The organism is Streptomyces sp. DH12, assembly GCF_020873895.1.
Classification (GTDB): domain Bacteria; phylum Actinomycetota; class Actinomycetes; order Streptomycetales; family Streptomycetaceae; genus Streptomyces.
In genome coordinates, this window is sequence record NZ_JAHWGT010001330.1 from 1 (window position 1) to 423 (window position 423).

1 protein-coding gene is annotated in these 423 nt (G+C 69.3%); it reads left to right on the forward strand.

Features of this window, described 5'->3' with window-relative positions; genetic code table 11:
• Positions 1-66: 66 nt before the first annotated feature.
• Positions 67-423, forward strand: a 357-nt coding sequence (locus LPA54_RS39935; protein WP_228985312.1) for a formate dehydrogenase accessory sulfurtransferase FdhD, incomplete at its 3' end; no start/stop codon positions are given.

The window sequence follows — 423 nt, forward strand, 5'->3', positions numbered from 1 at the left end:
GTGCATCAAGGGCCGGTTCGGCTACCAGCACGTGCAGAGCCGGGACTGAACGGAACGGACAGGGACATGGGACGAGTCACGGAACGACGCAAGGTGATCCGCATCCGGGACGGGGCGGTCTCCACCCGCCCGGACACGCTCGTCGCCGAGGAACCCCTGGAGATCCGGCTCAACGGCAAGCCCCTGGCGATCACCATGCGCACCCCGGGCGACGACTTCGCGCTGGCGGCCGGCTTCCTGGTCAGCGAGGGCGTCCTGACGACCGCGTCGGACCTCCGCAACATCGTCTACTGCGCCGGGGCCACGGCCGACGGGTCGAACACCTACAACGTGGTCGACGTGACGACCGCGCCCGGGGTGACCGTCCCCGACATCACGCTGGAGCGCAACGTCTACACCACCTCGTCCTGCGGACTGTGCGGC